We start from the raw sequence: 17,541 nt of genomic DNA, 5'->3' as shown, positions 1-17,541 counted from the left end.
CTATTGTAAAATCTTCTCTGGGATAAAAAAACAAATTCTCCTTAAAAGAAGGAATAATACTTAGGGCGTCGAAATATTGTACTAAGTAATGAAATTTCAACACAAAGGGGAAATAAAATATGACATTGAAACAAGGGATAAAACCAGAAGATCTATATCTATTAAAATCAGTGGCAGATCCACAAATATCACCTGACGGAACAGAAGTTGTGTATGTGGAGACGCATATTGATGAGAAGAAAAAGGACTACGTATCTAATTTATTTTACATAAACTTGCATGAAAAAAAGCCTCAGCAATGGACATTTGGTGAAGATAAAACGAATGCACCTGCATGGTCTCCTGATGGTAGTAAAATCGCATTTGTATCAACGAGACATGGCAAGCCACAAATTTTTATGCTTTCTAAAGCAGGTGGGGAAGCGAAACAACTCACTAATTGTAAAAACGGGGCGACATCGCCTACTTGGTCTCCTTGTGGAAAGAACATAGCATTCTCAGTAAAGTTAGGTAAAAATGAAAGCATTTATGATAAAGCTGATAATGATAAGAAAGATGACAAAGAACTAAAACCACTTGAAATAGAAAAGATGAAATATAAATCAGATTCAGCCGGTTTTATTGATATGGAGAAATTTTCTCAAATTGCAATCGTCAATCTGGAATCTGGAGAATTAGAGCTAGTTACGGAAGGTAAACATAATTTACAACTTGGTACATGGTCTCCAAACGGAAAATATCTTTCTTACACAGCTGACTTATCAGAGGATCTAGATTTTTCATTCTTAAATGATATTTACTTATTGGATTTAGAGACGAAACATGGTCGCAAGCTAACAGAAGGTACAGGGATGTTTCATCAAATTTCATGGTCTCCGAATAGCCGATACGTAGCTTATGTTGGTAGCGAACGAGAATTTGAAAATGCGACACAAGCAAAATTATGGATTCATGATTTAGAAAATAACAATACAACATGTGTAACGAGTGAATTTGACGCGCCTGTCGGTGATTTGGTTGTTGGTGATTTCCTGCAAGGTGTCGTTGCTCCGCGTGTGCAATGGTTGGAGGATAATAAAAGCTTTTACTTTCAAGTGACAGATCACGGAAATACAGCTATTTATTTTGGCAATCTATCTGGAGAATTATATCCAGCGATTAATGATGATCAGTATGTCTATGGTTTTTCACTTGATCAGAAAAATGATAAAGCAGTAGTCGCGATTAGTACGACTACAAATCCAGGCGATCTATTTTACGTAAATTTAAATACTGGTGAAAAGGAACAACTTACGAAAGTTAACGAAGAATTTTTAAAGTCTAGAGAATTATCAGTTCCAGAAGCAATTGAATATGAAGGAGCAGATGGCTGGAAAGTAAGCGGCTGGATGATGAAGCCTATTGGCTATGAGGAAGGGAAAAAGTATCCACTTATTCTTGAAATCCATGGTGGACCGCACGCTATGTATGCCAACTCATATTTTAACGAATTCCAAATCCTTGCTGCACAAGGTTATGCGGTACTCTTTACGAATCCTCGTGGAAGTCATGGCTACGGTCAAAAATTTGTTGATGCGGTTCGTGGTGATTATGGAGGCAATGATTATAATGATCTAATGGCTGCTGTTGATTATGCATTGGAGCATTATGATTTCATTGACAAAAATCGTCTCGGGGTGACAGGTGGGAGCTATGGGGGCTTCATGACAAACTGGATTGTCGGTCATACAAATCGCTTTAAAGCTGCTGTTACGCAACGTTGCATTTCGAACTGGATTAGCTTTTACGGAGTAAGTGATATCGGCTATTACTTCAATGACTGGCAAATCCAAGCGGGACTTGACGATATAGAGAAGCTATGGAATCATTCTCCACTTAAATATGTAGACAATGTGGAGACGCCACTGTTAATTTTACACAGCGAAAAAGATTATCGCTGTCCGATTGAACAAGCAGAGCAATTATTTATTGCCTTAAAACATCGTAAAAAAGAAACTAAATTTGTTCGCTTCCCTGAATCCAATCACGAACTTTCTAGAAGTGGAAAACCAACGTTAAGAATCAATAGACTAGAATATATTAGGGATTGGTTTGTGAAATATCTATAAAATAAATATAGGTGGCCAAAGAAGTGAAAATACTGCTTTGGCCACCTATTATTTTTACATACCTTGTTTAACAAAGGCTGTTTTGTAAAGATTGTTGCCCTTCAATTAACGGCGCATGTTCGTTGAGGAATGAATTAAAACTTATATCTTCAAAGGAACATCGTTGACGCAAAGAGTAAAGGCAATTCCATAAATAGTTTTCTAAATAATTTTAAAATTTTTGAACGAAATGAAGCATCGCTCCGTCTAATGGAGGAAGGAGGCGAAAAGGATGGAATTTGAAATCGTGCAGCGTGCTATTCGAGGGGATCATCAAGCGATACTTTCACTTATTGAAATGGATGAAGATATTTTATATCGCATGGCTTTTACATATCTGAAAAATGAGCAAGACGCTTTAGACGTGATGCAGGACCTAGTTTACAAGGCACTAAAAAAAATGCATACCGTCAAACAACACGAATATGCCAGAACATGGCTCGTGCGCGTCTTAATCAATTGTTGTAAAGACCATTTGCGAAAACGTCAACCAACTATTTCAATACAAGAACATCACCAAGTTGAATGGGTTATCTACTCTGATATGGAGCGCTTATTGGAACATTTATCCTTATCGGAGCAGCAACTCGTCTATATGAAATATTTTCAGCAACTAAAAAACAAAGAAATTGCCGAGCTAAATCAAATTCCGGAGGGTACTGTAAAGTCTAAGCTTCATCACATATTAAAGAAGCTTAAAAACTTCGCTGGAGAAAAGGAGGACTGGCTATGAGTAAACTACCGATTGACGTTCCAAAGGAGAAACTTCAACAAGTTAGGATGGATATGTTTCGTAAAGTTCAACGAGAAAAAAGAGCAAAGAAGCGCATTGTCCCGGTTGCAATAGCCTTTTTGCTTTGCTTAAGCCTTTTATTTTCAATTCGTATTTCTCCTACGATTGCTAGCTATGTTGCAAAAATTCCTGGCTTTCAACAAATTGTATTAGCGGTTGTAAGAGATAAAGGGATAAAAGATATTGTGGACAATGGATACTATGAAGAAATTAATACGACGCAGTCTAAAAATGGTCTATCACTTACAGTGCAAGGCGTGATTGCAGATAATTCTGGATTAGTACTTTACTATGACGCCGATGCAACATTTAATATGTCGGAATTATACTTGGAGGAAGTTAAGTTGTTCCAAGGGGACAAAGAAATTGAAGGCGGAGCTTCATTTACAAATCATCAATCAAGTCCAACACGCTTCTCTTCTTCAGTAGACTATAGTTTTTCAGAGCCTTTCGCTTATACTTCAAAGGATTTTAAAGTGGTTTTTCGTTTTTATGAAAAAGATAAGGGGAACATTGAAATTACGATACCGTTTTCACTACAAAACGAAATCGCAAAGGAAAAAATTATTACTGCGAATCGTATTGTTGACGTCGGTGGTCAGAAATTTACGATTACACAAATTCGCCGTTCTCCACTAAGAACGTCAATCGATATTGAATTAGATGAAGCGAATACGATGCAAATTTTAGCGCTTGATGATATTGCGGTCGAGACGGAAAATGGGGAGCGAAGAGAAGGCATTAAATATGGCTTGTCATTAGGTGGTGATAATCGCGACGGCAAATTCACGTTTAATTTACAAAGTAATTATTTCCATGATTCAGATTCACTCAAAATATTAATTGGAGCTGTTCATGCCGTTCCAAAGGGCGAGGATTTTATCGAAGTTGATTTTGGCAAAAAAGAAGTACTCACGAAGCCTGAATATTTGGATTGGGATATTTCTGTAACGCAGCAAAGTGTGTCATTTGCTGCAAAAAAATGGGATGATAGACGGGCACATTCGTTTTTAAATAATGCTGTAAAAGCAGATGGCACGACGTTAAAATATAAAGGTAGCACGTTCTCAGATGATGAGCAGTACCTATTTGAGACTGAGAACTTTGAAAATTATGATGGCAAAGCAAAATTATACATTAGCTATTTCTTCAATCCTATTGGAAAAAATATTGAACTAGATATTCCATTGAAATAAAGTAAAGATGTTCAAAAAGGCTCTCCTTTTTGAACATTTTTTTAATTTTTTAATACTTATGGTAATATTCCAGTCGCTCAGTGTGAAGTGTGCTCATAATAAGACACCTTTTAATTTTGCCTTTATTTGTTTGTGAGTATTCTATATACGTCCAATCTCTTGCTTGAAGTGCTCCATTTAAAACTCTTCCATTGTAATTCTGATTTTAAGATATAGAAATTCTCCATTATTGCGATATCGCGACAGTTTCCTTTGTGATACATACTTTGTGTAATGCTATGTTCTTTTAATGCAAAAGCGTATAGTGAGTATCTATTTAAAAATTAAAATAACATTGACAATTATTGATTACAAACGTAATATTTGTATATGGATTACATTTGTAATACAGGAGGTGAGTTGTATATTATGAAAGAATTACCTAAGATATCCGAAGCTGAATTGGAAGTTATGAAAGTACTTTGGTCAAAATCCCCTCAAACAGCAAATGAAGTAATTAAAGTATTAGAGTCAACAACGGATTGGAAACCGAAGACAATTCGAACACTTATTAATCGATTAGTTCAAAAAGAAGCCATTTCTTACCATCAAGATACAGGGCGTATATATGCATATTTTCCTTTAGTGTCACAAGATAAATATCTTCAAGTAGAAACAGAATCATTACTTAAACGTTTCTATGGCGCAGCATTTAAACCTCTTCTTGTGAACTTCTTAAAAGAAGAAAAGTTGTCTTCAGAAGATATTAACGAACTCAAGCGCATTCTGGATGAGAAAACTGAGGAAAATCAGAGGAAGGAAAGCTAATAATGATGGATATGTTTATAAACGTCTATCTACCTCACTTTTTTAATTGGGTGATAGAAACCTCAATTATGGCAAGTATTCTAGTTGTTCTAATCTTATGTGTAAAAATTTTGTTTAGAAATCAGTTAAATCCAAGATGGCAATATCTACTTTGGATGATATTAATTGTAAGGCTTTTATTGCCATGGTCTTTGAGTAGTACCTACAGTATCTACTCTATCTTTTCATACAGTAATGGGACTGCTGATACAACTGTTTCTTCTTCAAAAGAACATATGAAAGAATCGACAGATATAGACAATTCAAAGTTAGCTATTAAAGAAGATTCCTTTGCAACTGGTTCAAGTCAAGTAGCTGAGGAAAATAAAAAACAAAGTCGCAATAATGCAAACCAAAATGATGAGACTTTTTCTTTTTATACAATTCTTATATACATTTGGCTTACTGGGGTTATCATTTTGGGCTTTACTACTATCATTATAAATAGGCGTTTACTTCATTTAATAAAAAAACAGCCTTTGATTACAGATCAGAGGATTGTCACAATCTTTGAGAATTGTAAAAACTCTATGTCTATTCAACGGGAAATCCCGCTTCTTTTTGCTGGAAATATTTCAAGTCCAACTGTGGTCGGATTTATTAAGCCAAAGGTGTTATTGTCAGGTGTTCACTCGGAAGTATTAAATGAGCAACAGCTACGATACATTTTTCATCACGAATTAGCCCACATCAAACGAAGAGATGTTGGGGTGAATTGGCTTATGTATGGCTTACTCATTCTAAATTGGTTTAATCCTATTCTTTGGTATGCCTACTCATGTATGAGAGAAGATCAGGAATTAGCCTGTGATTCATTAGCTCTTACATATATAAATTCAGAGGAGCAACTTGCATACGGTCATACTATTATTAGTCTTTTAGAACACTACTCAAATTTTTATCAAATACCAAGTTTAGCAAACTTAAGTAGAAATAAAAAAACTTTGAAAAGGAGGATCCTTATGATAAAAAAATTCAAAAACTCTTATCGTTGGTCTGCGTTTGGCGTTGCTACTTTAATCGCTATCTCATCTATATCTTTAGTAAATGCACGTGAAGATAAACCGACTAACCCGATGAATGAAAAAACGGAATTAAATGAAGAAAAAGGGAAAACAGAGGTGGTTCAATTAAGTGTCAAAAATAGCGAACCAACAAACGGTCCACTTACAGAAGTAGGTCAGTGGCATACTATACTTAATGATATTAAATCTACATTAGTTAATATTAAACAGATAGACAAAACCTATGATATGGGTGCTATTAAATTTACTATTAAATCCATCAAATTTGTACAATGGACAAATTTACCTGAGAGAACTGTAAAAATAATCAAAGAGAAACATGGTAAAGATCTCAATGATGAATTAAATTTAATTGAAATATATTATAAAGTTGAAAATACAACCGATAAAGATATAGTTTTCTACCCTGTTGATACACTTACAATTAATAATAAAACTCAAATTAAATCGAAGGATTTTGTTTATCAATCATCAGATTCGCAAACCTTTATAAATAAAGTAGTCGATGAGAGGTATATTCTTATTCCCTACTTAGAAGGTCCATTTAGTGAAATTAATACGATAAATATTATTACGAGTGATGTGTTGAATAAGGAGAACTCTACAATTGCAAACCTGAGTAAAAACATAGGAATTGATATATAATATATTAATTGAAACAGCTAGCTAAAATGAACTGTCCCCCAATTGACAATAGAATGTTTGTGAAGGATTATACTTTAATAAATGGGCGCAATATAAAATACTTCTGATTAAAATCCTTTCGGAGCTTTCCACTTAGTTGAGTATAAATACGTATAAAAACACTCTTATTATGGTCCTTTATTCAAAGGGCAAGTTAATGGACGAACCAGTTAGAAACTTTTACTCTGTAGGTTCGTATAACTATTTATTAACATTATTGATTTTGCGAAATCAAATAATATATGAGGTGTATAAAAATGTATAAATATATGTATGTAGAAGCAAAGATTGCTGGTTTTTTTACAATGGATAGTCATAGGGAAATAATTGATAAGTATAGTAAAGAAGGCTGGAGATTTGTTGCTGCTATTCCTAAAAGTAGTGGGTCATATGGCCAGATTAAAGCAATTGATTTGGTTTTTGAAAAATATGAAGAAGATCAATAGTTTTCTTTTCTAGAATCAATAATGAACAAAGATATTAGTTTGTAAATAATTCCACTTAAATTAACAGACGTTTTTCTTGAAGATCATTGAGCTGCATGTGCAGCTCTTTTTTCTTAATGAGCTAACTGAGCAGGATAGTTGAAGAAGGAATTTCACACTTTTACTAGAAATATATCTATAAAAAGACTATAGATGGAGGGCTGATTATGGCATTAGTTTCAATCTTTACTGTTGGTAGGTTAAACCACCCCTATGACCACCCTAGCTCTCGTGAATTTTATCAAGTGGGAAATGAAGTATATCGTCAGGCAACTAAATCAGGACTTGTAGAGGCATTTTCACCTGAAGGAGTCCCTTTCCCTGAAAAAACCGTAAAGGGAAATGGTCCTCCTATTCTTACTCTTACAGTATGGAGAAATCTTCAATCCTTATATCGCTTTACCTATTCGGGACAGCATATACAAGCATTACGAGATAGAAGCAAATGGATGGAGGAATATCCAGAGAAACACCTTTCTTATGTAGTTTGGTGGACAAAAAATGTCAAGGATGTCTCATGGGAGGAAGCATTTAAGAGATACAACTATTATATTCAGCATGGTCCAACTCCTTTTGCATTTGATTTTAAGCATACATTTAATGAAATAGGGGAGAGTTTCTTGATAAAGTAGCAAGGGTTCACTCTGAAGGGAATTGTGAAGTATTACACTTAAACTAACGATGTGCTTTACTTGAAGATCATTGAGTTGCATATGCAGCTCTTTTTTTCTTTATTGAACTAACGGTGCAGGTTAATTACTTAAGATTATGGTAATATTTTTGTTAAATAACAGAAAAAAGTGAGTGTTTTATTTGGACATAAGATATGATTTATCATACATCTATATCGAAAACATTGAAGATGAGGCTAAGGTTCTCAATAAATTTTGTAAAGATAAAGGAAATAAACTTGTTTTTTTAGAACTATATTATGAAGAAGATGTGGCCGCTTTAATTAATAACTATCGTTTTAAAATCTTGGATAATGCCGTCGTGTATAAAGAACAGGAAAATAAAATATCAATATTACATAGTCCAGCTACAACTATGGATATTAGAAAAACATTAAAGGTATTTCCGTGGGATTTCTCAGCTATTGTATTACAAAAAAACACACCAATAAGAATTAAATACCATATAAGAGGTTATGAGTCTGACAATGGGTTTGGTATAAGAATTAAGGGTTTAAAAACGGTTCTTTTATTAAAGAGATACTTCCGCTATTAACTCAGACCAAATAAAATATATAAAGTCAGGGAAAGGGCATACCATAACATAAATTAATTTTTCCTTATTCAATTAACGGGTGCTTTACTTGAAGATCATTAAGTTGCATAGGCAACTCTTTTTTTTATTGAGCTAACGGAGTAGGATAGTGTATTAAGGGAATGCAGAGAATTAACTGTATAAGGTTGAATCAGTGGATTAATAGTAAAGAGGTGAAATAATGAGGAAATATGCTGTTCTTGAGGAAAAGATTGATGACATATGTAAAGTAATGATTTATGAATCGCCCGATGAAACATTCGTGTTTTTATATAATACAATACAAGATACTAGTTGTTTTGCTGATATGTGTTTTGAAGTTTTAGAAGAAGCGGAAGAATTCTGTGGAAAATTAGGTATTAATAATGAGGGTTGGCTATTTATTGATGACCCGTTAGATGGATGCCAAGACGATATAATTAATAGTAAATGATACCGTTTGTGATGTTTTAAATAAGGGGAAATGAAATTATGAAAAAACATTGTTGTGAGGATATGACTTTTCATGCAAGTTTCAAGTGTGAAATACATGAGAATCCGTTTGAATGTCCTGATAAAATAGTCATTTTTTATGAAGAAATTTAATCATACGTAACATATTCAGTTAATTTCTCAATTGCTAACATGTGCTTTAGTTACATATTCGAAATACAAAATATCAAACCAAAAAACAGAGTTGATTCTACACATTTTGTAGAGTAACTCTGTTTTATGTTTTAACAACAACAATCTTTTAATTAAGGTGAATGAACTAAATCGTCGGAAACACTTGCCTATCCATTGATTACTCCATAATATACCAAATCTTCATATTTACTGTCTTTAATTATATGATCCTTTAAAATTCCTTCTTGTTTCATGCCAATCTTCTCCATTACTTTTCCTGAAGCAGGGTTCGTTGAAAAATATCGGGCAAACACTTTGTGCAGTTTCTTTTCTTCAAAAGCAAATTGTACAATCGATTGTGCTGCCTCTGTGGCATAGCCTTTTCCCCAATATTCCTCGCCAATCCAATAAGCTATTTCACCTTGATTAAAATGTTTATTATTCGATAATGCAATGGCTCCATATAATTCGCCAGTTTCCTTATCAGTAACAGCAAACTCGTACGAAATATCCTGCGTAAAATGATCGTAATGATGTTCCATCCATGATAATGCGTCATTTAAACTATATGGATAAGGTAGATTCATAGTGCTTTTAAAAATATTATAGTTATTGCAAAGCTTTGTAACCGTTTCTGCATCAGATGTTTGAAATAATCTAAGAACGAGTCTTTCTGTAGTAATCATTAACTTTTCACGTACATATCCCATTTAATCATCTCCATTTATCAATATTTTTTAAAATGACACTCACCATAGCGTAGGGTTGATTCCGTTCCGACTGTGCGCTTTCTTTGAGGAGTCCGATGAGCCACTGCGCTCCAATCAACTAATTTACATGGTAAAAAAATTTTAAAAAACATCCCAAATTTTAGGAATGAGATGAATATATTATATAGTAAACGGAAAATTCTAACAATATATTGAGGGGATCTAAATATTTCTCCCAAACAAAAAGACAGAATCACTTGGAGGTGATTCTGTCTCGGTTCATTTAGTTGAGTTTTTTAATAAAAACAACTTTTAAGTAATTGAATTCTGGATATTCGCGTGGGGCACGGAAATCCTTTGGTAAGCTGTATTCTTCAACAATTTTATAGGCTGTTTTAGTTTCTTTAAATGCTTGGTCAATAAAGCTTTTGAACTTTTTCATCCCAAAGCTTGCATTGTTCGTTGAAGCAACAATAACACCGTTTTTCTCCGTAATGGCGATTGTATCTACGAGTAATTTAGGATAGTCTTTCGCAGTTGAGAATGTTCTTTCTTTCGTACGTGCAAAGCTTGGTGGATCTAAAACGACAAGGTCAAATTTTAAATTATGGCGCTGAGCATATTTAAAATAATTAAAGACATCCATTACTTTAATATCCTGTGATTCATAGTCGATGCTATTAACGCTAAATTGCTCAATTGTTTTAGCTAAACTACGCTTCGCAACATCTACACTAGTTGTTTTTATTGCTCCACCAAGTGCCGCCGCGACAGAAAATGCCCCCGTGTAGGAGAACGTATTTAGCATATTTTTACCCTCTGCATAACGTTCACGAATGGCAAGTCTTACTTCTCGTTGATCGAGGAAAATTCCCGTCATGGCTCCATCATTTAAATTGACGGCGTATTTCATACTATTTTCCATTACGATAATCGGAAATTCGCCAGGTGTTCCCATGACGAAATCATCTTGTTCCATATACTGTCCTTTAGTATCGAAACGTTTTTTCTCATAAACGGCTTTGTAATCTACTGTCTCTGCTAGTGCTTCATAGACCATTTCTTTAAATGAATAAATGCCTGCGCTATACCAGCTCACCATATAGTAAGCGTCAAAAAAGTCAATTGTTAAACCGCCGATGCCATCACCTTCACCATTAAAGATTCGAAAGGCTGTTGTATGGGGATCGTTGAAAAAAGCTTCTCGATTTTGAATGGCCTTTTTAAATTTTTTCATAAAAAAGGCTTTGTCTATTTTTTCGTTCGCATCGTTTGTTAATACCCAACCAATACCTTTGTTTTGTAAGCCATAGTATCCGGTGCCAATAAAACGGTTATGATTATCCGTTAGTCTTAGAAGTGCACCTTCTTCTTTAGGAAGGTGGCGTGCATCAACTGCATCTTTTGAAATGAGCGGATAGCCTTTTTTTAATTGATTAGAAAAGGGATTGTTAATTTGTAAAGCAATAGTTTGTGTCATGTTGTCATCCTTTAAAAAAACATTTTGCTCTATTATCGCACTATTTTATGCTGATAGACAAACTTATTTTACGAAATTAGCAATTTTTTCAGTTGTTTCAATCGTTGCTTGTTCGAAAAAATTCATTTTACTAAAGTAACTATGGATTAAACCAGTCATATTTACATGCTCAACAGTCACTCCGGCATCAGTAAGCTTTTGTGCATATGCAATACCTTCGTCGTAAAGGACATCTGCCTCTGCAGCTATAATGATCGTTTTCGGTAAAACACTTAAGTCGTCAATTTGAAGTGGGGATACAAGTGGATTCATATAGTTTTCTTTATCTGTATAATGCCCTGCAAACCACTGCATTCCTTGTTTGTCTAAGCCGTAGTGTTCGCCGTAAGCATTGTAAGAAGCCGTTGTAAAATCTACATTGACTACAGGATAAATAAGTGCCTGCGCTTTAATTGCTGGTCCATTTAATGTCGCAGCTAAGTAGGCGACAACTGTTGCTAAGTTTCCGCCTGCGCTATCACCAGCGACAGTAAGATTTGCTGCATCTCCACCGAAATTTTCGATGTTTTCGTAAACCCACACGAAACTGTCATAAGCATCGTAGAGCGGTGTAGGGAATGGATATTCTGGCGCTAGTCGATAATCAACTGAAACAACGATTGCTTGGGCTTTTGTTGCTAATAGCTGACAGCCTGCATCCGTAGAGTCGCAATCTCCAAAAACCCAACCGCCTCCATGATAATAAACAATGACTGGAAGTTTATCGTCTAAAACAGGTCTATAAATGCGCACATTAATTTGGGCACCATCTCGAACTGTTATTTTTCTATTTTCAATTGCCGCAAGTTGAGGGCTATTCGGTGATTTCCACTTTGGCACTATTCGAACGGCTCTCGCTTCTTGTGGTGTTAAATCATAGTACTGTTTAGAAGATTCACTTGCTTTTATATAACGGATCGCTTCATCTCTTAATTTTGTCATCAACATCAATCCTTTAAATTTCTTTTGATAACATTTATTATAAACTATTCTTATAAAATTACTAGGATTTAATATCGAAAAAGAAAATAAATTAATTTCTAAGCAGAAATAATCTGATTGTAAAGTAAAATTATGTTTATAATATAATGGACGAAAGTATTTGGAGGTACGTGACAATATGATTTCTTTAATTGTGGCACATGATAATAATTATGTGATTGGCTATGAAAATGGCATGCCGTGGCATTTGCCTGGGGATTTAAAATATTTTAAGGAGAAAACGATGGGGAAACCAATGATTATGGGTCGTAAAACATTCGAATCTATCGGTAGACCGCTTCCTGGTCGACGCAATATTGTAATTACGCGTGATGAAAACTATCAGGCGGATGGGATTGAAGTGGTGACAAGTTTGGAGGGTGCCCTCGCTCTTGCTGGAGATGTCCCAGAAATTATGATTATTGGTGGCGAGCAAATTTTCCGTTTATCCATGGATATCGCGGATCGTTTATATATTACAAAAATCAATCATACGTTTAATGGGGATACATACTTCCCAAATTATGAGCAGGATTTTGTACAAGTATCCTCAGTGGAGCCAGAAACAGCACCAGAGGGTTACACATTCCAATATGAGATTTTTGAACGCAAATAATCAAGTCTAGACGGTAAATGTGTACACATCATTTCTCAAAACGTTAAAAGGATTGTTGATTTACCAACGTTTACAAAGGTTTTTGGTTCAAATCAATAATAAATATTACAGAGTATTTGACAGATTTAAAGCATCGGCATCTTGCTGGTGCTTTTTTTTTGGTATTAAATCCAGAATGCAATATCTAAATCATGAGCAAACAAAAATGATGCGTAAGTATCTCTCAAAACGTAAAAAGTAGTTATTTGATGTTTAACTTATTCAATACCTACAGCTAATTGTTCAGATTGTTTAAAACTGCCAAAGCCGAAAATATAGCCATTCTCTTTAGTTTAGTAAGAGTCAATAAGGTCAATTCCAAATTTTATGCAGTGAGATATTTAAATTAGTTGAAAGTGACCTTACGTCATCTTTTATACTGTTATTAGAGCTTTTACTTTAAAACTAATTAAAGGAGAATCTTGTAATGAAGAAAGACGATATTATTATTTATGCTTGCGTCATTATTGGAGCAGGAGTAGGTTTATTTTTTGATAATGCTTTTCCAGGGGTGCTAATTGGCTTAGGAATTGGTTACGTATTAAAAACAATGTTTTTTAATAATACAAATGAATAAGAAAGTAGGGTAATAGCTTGTTTCATATTAACGAATTTAAAAAGCTGAGCGGTGTATCAGTTAGAACCTTGAGATATTATGACAAAATAGGACTTCTTAAACCTGTATCAAAAACTGAAGGGGGTCATCGATTATACTCAAACAATGAGTTGAAAAAACTTCAGCAAATACAATTCTTAAAAACTATAGGATTTCAATTAAGCGAGATCAAAATGATGTTAGAGTCCGAAGAATGGGATTGGTCCAATAGTCTAATGAAACAAATATCTTATGTTATAAGTGAGAAGGACCGTTTTTCAAAGATAGATAATAGTTTAAGGGAACTAATAAACGGTATAGCTATTGATGGAGAAGAATTTAGGATTAAAAAAATTATGGAACTATATAGTAATAAGGATTCTAAAGAAGTATTAAAATATAATCAAAATGAATTAAATATTAAAAACACAGAAGTACTAGGAAAACTTCCAAAAATGGCTAGTAGCGATCCAGACTCTCTAGAGTGGGTTGCTTTAGTAGGACAATTAAAAAAATATATGCACCTTAGTTATAGTAATACACGAATACAAAATATCATTAAGAGAATGGATGTAAAAAAAGGCGAAGACTTTAATGACGAAGATGCATTTTTAGATAAACTTTGGGACATTAGAATGTCACCTGAGGAATCAAAAAAATATAACCTATATCCAATTGATCAAGAAGTCCTTAACTTTATGGAAAAGGCATATATACACTATCTCGGTAATAAATCATAGGTATTTGAACACAATTGTTCATGTGGAGGGAAAGATGGGAACAGATATATTAATTTATTTGGGTGGCTTAGCTCTTCTAGATACATTAAGCCCTACAATTATTGGTGTTACTTTATTTCTGGTTTTAACAGACAATAAAAATTTAACATCTAGATTATTGACATATCTATTTACGGTTGTCCTTTTATATTTTTCATTAGGTATCATCATGATGTTAGGACTAAATTTTATTATGGAATCATTCTCAAATATTTTTCAAAATAAAATATTTAGCTGGGGAATCTTCATAATAGGGGTGATATTATTTATTACTAGCTTCTTTATCCCCGCAAATAAGAAAAGTAATATTCCAAAGCCTAAAACTCAAAGCATATTCTCAATTATTATTATTGGTATTACGACTTTTATCATTGAGGCAGGCACGGCTTTTCCTTATTTTACGGCTATTGGTTTATTAACTACAATAGATATACCTTATTATCAGTGGCTTCCAATTATAGCAGTATACAATATTATTATGGTTCTACCCGCTCTGCTTATATTTTTAGGATATAAATTGTTTGGTAAGTTGATAAAACCTACCTTAGTTAATCTTCGGAATAAAATATCAAGCAGTTCAAGTTCTGCCTTATCCTGGATTATGTGTATAGTTGGAGTGATATTAATATTTTACACTATAGATTATCTATAGTGAGTCTTTGCGAATGTAAAGGATACAAAAAATACGATAAAAACAGTAATAAACGTTTAATCATTCCAGGCCCTTTCTTATTTGTTTGCATGGGAGAGGGTTTTTTAACGTTTTTTTGTAATCTTTGAATACTAGTATTGTCATCTTTTCGCCTCACTGATAGTGTCACGCACACTCAGTTTTTTTGCGGGTTTGTTCTTTACAATTGTTGGGGCATGTCCTGCTCAAAAGAAGAAGACACAAGTAACACCGTGGAAAATACAAAGTAAATAAGAACTAAAAAGTACGGTATTGAATAACCGTGCTTTTTCTGTGTAATGAAAGGTATTTGGAAATAATTGTAGAATATTTAATGTAAGAAAACAGTATTCAGTTAGAAATGGAGTGATTGAATAGTGTCATTAACAATGTGGAAACAATACTTTATTGAAACAAGCAGAGGACAATTTGAGTACTTTGTAAGTGGAGAAGGTGAACCATTAGCTATTACACATCTTTACATGGGCTTTGATGAGCGAGGTCATTTATTTGCGAATCCATTTACCGAATATTACAAAGTGTACTTAATCAATGTTAGAGGTGCTGGGAATTCAGCAGATATAGAAAGTGATGAGCAATTAAGCTTCAAAGAAATTGTGAAAGATTTAGAAGCGATTCGAGAAGCATTACAGCTTAAAAAATGGGCTTTTGCAGGTCATTCAACGGGTGGGATGCTTGCACTTCAATACGCAGTGGAATCACCACAATCTTTAACAAAAATAGTAGCTGGTTCTACAGCAGCAAGCAAAGAATACGGAAGTCACCCAAATAGTATTTATTGCGCTAAAAATAAACATTTCAATCGCATAGTTGAAATAATGGATTTACTGAATAATCCGGATACAGTTCGAGAAGAACGTCAGAAGTTAAGTTATGAATGGGCTTTAATGTCTTATCATTCTGAGGAAAAACTAAAAGTAGCAATAACTCGTCCGAATAGTGGTCGCACAATAGGAAAAAATCTTGATTATTTTAGAAAAGTAGAAGTAAATAGCTTTGATATTCGCGAACGATTGAAATCAATACATATACCAGCCTACGTCTTTTCAGGTAGACATGACGCACAATGTCCTGTTGAATTCGGTATCGAAATTGCCGATTTTATTCCTAATGCAACATTAACGATTTTTGAACACTCTAATCATAACCCGTTTATCGAGGAAGAAGAAGCTTTTGAAGAATTTGTACAATTGACCTTATAATGGACGCTTTTTTAATTCCAAAATTCAAACAAAAGGGGAACATCTGTGAGAAAAATAACCTTATCAAATGGAGAAACTGTAGAAGTTGAATGTTTGAGCTGTGCAATTACGAGTGGGCTCATTAGACCAGATGGTGGAGTAGTCATTGAAACGGATTATTTTCATGCCCATCAAGATGTTGCTTATCCGATAAAGGGATTAATCATCTTAGCTTCTAAGCGCCATATTAAATGCTTTGACGAACTTAACGATGAGGAAAAAATAGATTATGTAAACCTTTTATCAAAAATCAGAAAGGCTCAAAGGGATGTATTAGGTATAGAGTACGTTTATTATTTTTATAATGAAGATACGACACATCATTTTCATACGTGGATGGTACCTCGTTATGAATGGATGTACGAATTTGGACGTTCCGTAGAATCGATTAGGCCCGTTCTACTTCATGCGAGAAATAAAATGAATAATGAAGAAAATAAACAGGAAGTGTTGCGTGCTATAAAAGCATTAACGAGGCAATTAAAAGTTAGGGCACTATAACAAAAAATCGCTCCTTTGTTAAGAGAGCGATTTTTTTGTTGATTTTTATAAGTAAAAATAAACACAAACATACATCGATCCACAACCAGCTAACACAAATAGATGCCATATTGCATGATTGTAGGGAAGTGAACGCCAGGCGTAAAAGAGAGCTCCAATCGTATAGAAAAGCCCACCTGCTAACAGTAAGGCAAACCCATGAAAACCTAAGAAAAGATAGACAGGCTTAATGGCAAAAATAATTAGCCAGCCCATACCGATGTAAAAAATTAAAGAAAGTTTCTCAAATCGATTAATAAAAAAACATTTAAAAATAACGCCTAGTATGGCAAGTGACCAAATAATACATAATAAAGTAATTCCTAGCGTCCCACCGATTGCAATTAAAAGGAAAGGTGTATACGTTCCTGCAATTAAAATATATATAGAAGAATGGTCAAGAATGGCGAAAAAGTGCTTATATTTTTCCGGCATACTATGTAACAGCGTCGACATTAAAAATAAAATAATCACAGAGGCACCAAAAATAGTAAACGTTGTAATTTGGAGCGCACTTCCGGTTTGTACAGCTGCTAAAATAAGAACAACTAGTGCGGGAATACTTGCGATAAATCCAATGCCATGTGTAACGGCATTCCACAATTCTTCCTTCCATGTTTTGTAGTCAAAAGAATCTATCATATCGAACACTCCTTTCGTGCATATATTTACTATACCTCAATAATTTTCATCCTGGTATTTACATTTGTCATGTTTTCAACATCAAAAGTGTCATATAAATGTTGAAATGCTTTGAGGACTTTAATAGACAAGGATTCGAC

The 17,541-nt window shown here is 34.0% G+C and carries 20 protein-coding genes; 16 read left to right on the top strand and 4 right to left on the bottom strand.

Translation table 11 applies throughout. The features are described from left to right. The first annotated feature begins 119 nt into the window (after positions 1-119). The 10 genes from ACFVT8_RS07900 (at position 120) to ACFVT8_RS07855 (ending at position 9,027) form a co-directional block, all read left to right on the top strand. Entirely contained in the window at positions 120-2,108 is a 1,989-nt protein-coding gene (locus ACFVT8_RS07900) for a S9 family peptidase (RefSeq protein ID WP_387083065.1), read from the top strand. Positions 2,109-2,379: 271 nt separating this feature from the next. Further along, complete coding sequence (locus ACFVT8_RS07895; protein ID WP_387083064.1) at positions 2,380-2,880, top strand: sigma-70 family RNA polymerase sigma factor; 501 nt, start codon at positions 2,380-2,382, stop codon at positions 2,878-2,880. Continuing rightward, positions 2,877-4,136: a DUF4179 domain-containing protein gene (locus ACFVT8_RS07890; protein ID WP_387083063.1), complete on the top strand. Its 1,260-nt coding sequence runs from the start codon at positions 2,877-2,879 to the stop codon at positions 4,134-4,136. The genes ACFVT8_RS07895 and ACFVT8_RS07890 overlap by 4 nt, the downstream gene beginning before the upstream one ends. Before the next feature lie 405 nt (positions 4,137-4,541). Beyond that, positions 4,542-4,943 (top strand): BlaI/MecI/CopY family transcriptional regulator, encoded by a 402-nt coding sequence (locus tag ACFVT8_RS07885; RefSeq protein ID WP_370082373.1) that lies wholly within the window; start codon positions 4,542-4,544, stop codon positions 4,941-4,943. A gap of 2 nt (positions 4,944-4,945) precedes the next feature. Beyond that, complete coding sequence (locus tag ACFVT8_RS07880) at positions 4,946-6,652, top strand: M56 family metallopeptidase (RefSeq protein WP_387083062.1); 1,707 nt, start codon at positions 4,946-4,948, stop codon at positions 6,650-6,652. 296 nt (positions 6,653-6,948) lie between these two features. After that, positions 6,949-7,137, top strand: a complete 189-nt coding sequence (locus ACFVT8_RS07875; RefSeq protein WP_387083061.1) for a DUF4177 domain-containing protein — start codon at positions 6,949-6,951, stop codon at positions 7,135-7,137. Between the two features lie 206 nt (positions 7,138-7,343). Further along, entirely contained in the window at positions 7,344-7,808 is a 465-nt protein-coding gene (locus ACFVT8_RS07870) for a DUF3291 domain-containing protein (protein WP_387083060.1), read from the top strand. 181 nt (positions 7,809-7,989) lie between these two features. Further along, positions 7,990-8,403: a hypothetical protein gene (locus ACFVT8_RS07865; RefSeq protein ID WP_387083059.1), complete on the top strand. Its 414-nt coding sequence runs from the start codon at positions 7,990-7,992 to the stop codon at positions 8,401-8,403. A gap of 220 nt (positions 8,404-8,623) precedes the next feature. After that, a complete protein-coding gene (locus ACFVT8_RS07860; protein ID WP_387083058.1) occupies positions 8,624-8,875 on the top strand; it encodes a hypothetical protein in 252 nt (83 codons plus the stop codon). 38 nt (positions 8,876-8,913) lie between these two features. Continuing rightward, positions 8,914-9,027, top strand: a complete 114-nt coding sequence (locus ACFVT8_RS07855; protein WP_387083057.1) for a DUF6980 family protein — start codon at positions 8,914-8,916, stop codon at positions 9,025-9,027. Between the two features lie 188 nt (positions 9,028-9,215). Here ACFVT8_RS07855 and ACFVT8_RS07850 read toward each other — a convergent pair whose 3' ends face one another. The 3 genes from ACFVT8_RS07850 to ACFVT8_RS07840 all read right to left on the bottom strand — a co-directional run bounded on the left by ACFVT8_RS07850 (position 9,216) and on the right by ACFVT8_RS07840 (position 12,219). Continuing rightward, positions 9,216-9,758 carry a GNAT family N-acetyltransferase gene (locus ACFVT8_RS07850; protein ID WP_387083056.1) on the bottom strand — a complete coding sequence of 181 codons (543 nt, stop codon included), beginning with the start codon at positions 9,756-9,758 and terminating at the stop codon, positions 9,216-9,218. Between the two features lie 283 nt (positions 9,759-10,041). Continuing rightward, the gene (locus ACFVT8_RS07845; protein ID WP_387083055.1) at positions 10,042-11,238 is read right to left on the bottom strand and encodes a class I SAM-dependent rRNA methyltransferase; all 1,197 of its coding nucleotides are present in this window, start codon (positions 11,236-11,238) and stop codon (positions 10,042-10,044) included. A 63-nt stretch (positions 11,239-11,301) separates the two neighbouring features. Further along, positions 11,302-12,219 carry an alpha/beta hydrolase gene (locus ACFVT8_RS07840; RefSeq protein ID WP_387083054.1) on the bottom strand — a complete coding sequence of 306 codons (918 nt, stop codon included), beginning with the start codon at positions 12,217-12,219 and terminating at the stop codon, positions 11,302-11,304. Positions 12,220-12,397: 178 nt separating this feature from the next. Here ACFVT8_RS07840 and ACFVT8_RS07835 point away from each other — a divergent pair, with 178 nt between their 5' ends. From ACFVT8_RS07835 to ACFVT8_RS07810, 6 genes are all read left to right on the top strand, one after another. Next, on the top strand, positions 12,398-12,874 hold the full coding sequence (locus ACFVT8_RS07835) for a dihydrofolate reductase (RefSeq protein ID WP_387083053.1): 477 nt from the start codon (positions 12,398-12,400) through the stop codon (positions 12,872-12,874). 466 nt (positions 12,875-13,340) lie between these two features. Then, positions 13,341-13,490, top strand: coding sequence for a hypothetical protein (locus tag ACFVT8_RS07830; RefSeq protein WP_387083052.1), 150 nt, complete (start codon positions 13,341-13,343; stop codon positions 13,488-13,490). A 17-nt stretch (positions 13,491-13,507) separates the two neighbouring features. Next, a complete protein-coding gene (locus ACFVT8_RS07825; RefSeq protein WP_387083051.1) occupies positions 13,508-14,248 on the top strand; it encodes a MerR family transcriptional regulator in 741 nt (246 codons plus the stop codon). A 34-nt stretch (positions 14,249-14,282) separates the two neighbouring features. After that, the gene (locus ACFVT8_RS07820) at positions 14,283-14,939 is read left to right on the top strand and encodes a GAP family protein (protein ID WP_387083050.1); all 657 of its coding nucleotides are present in this window, start codon (positions 14,283-14,285) and stop codon (positions 14,937-14,939) included. A 407-nt stretch (positions 14,940-15,346) separates the two neighbouring features. Further along, positions 15,347-16,180, top strand: a complete 834-nt coding sequence (locus ACFVT8_RS07815; RefSeq protein WP_387083384.1) for an alpha/beta fold hydrolase — start codon at positions 15,347-15,349, stop codon at positions 16,178-16,180. A 45-nt stretch (positions 16,181-16,225) separates the two neighbouring features. Further along, positions 16,226-16,720, top strand: coding sequence for an HIT family protein (locus tag ACFVT8_RS07810; RefSeq protein WP_387083049.1), 495 nt, complete (start codon positions 16,226-16,228; stop codon positions 16,718-16,720). A gap of 45 nt (positions 16,721-16,765) precedes the next feature. On the opposite strand, the gene trhA is transcribed toward ACFVT8_RS07810, so the two are convergent. Continuing rightward, positions 16,766-17,401: a PAQR family membrane homeostasis protein TrhA gene (gene trhA, locus ACFVT8_RS07805; protein ID WP_387083048.1), complete on the bottom strand. Its 636-nt coding sequence runs from the start codon at positions 17,399-17,401 to the stop codon at positions 16,766-16,768. Positions 17,402-17,541 lie beyond the last annotated feature (140 nt).

Origin of the sequence: Lysinibacillus sp. NPDC058147 (genome assembly GCF_042884205.1) — a bacterium.
GTDB lineage: Bacteria > Bacillota > Bacilli > Bacillales_A > Planococcaceae > Lysinibacillus.
This window is presented reverse-complemented; position numbering and strand designations above follow the sequence as displayed.